Below are 266 nucleotides of genomic sequence, written 5' to 3'. Positions count from 1 at the left end.
CCCATTTCCCGCGTGGCATGGCACTCGGAGTTGTAGGCCGGCCGGTTGTGGATGCGCACGAGCGGCGTCTTGAGCGCGGTGAACATCAGCTTGCCCGTGCCCCACGTATTCTCGAATCCGCCGCCGGCGCCGCCGTGATCGAAGCAGTCGAATGCCAGTCCTGACGGACCGTCGCGATCGAGGATCTTTTGGGTGAGGCCGGCATACAGCGCCAGCGCGTCGTCCCAGCTCGTGTCCATCCACTGATCGGCCAGATACACGCGGGG

The 266-nt window shown here is 65.4% G+C and carries 1 pseudogene; it reads right to left on the bottom strand.

The features are described from left to right. Window positions 1-266: pseudogene (locus SB725_RS31680) on the bottom strand (arsenite oxidase large subunit); the annotation flags it as partial.

This window comes from Pseudomonas sp. SIMBA_041 (assembly GCF_046535095.1).
GTDB lineage: Bacteria > Pseudomonadota > Gammaproteobacteria > Pseudomonadales > Pseudomonadaceae > Aquipseudomonas > Aquipseudomonas mucoides.
Note: the sequence above shows the minus strand (reverse complement) of the source record. Positions and strands in the feature narration are given on the sequence as shown.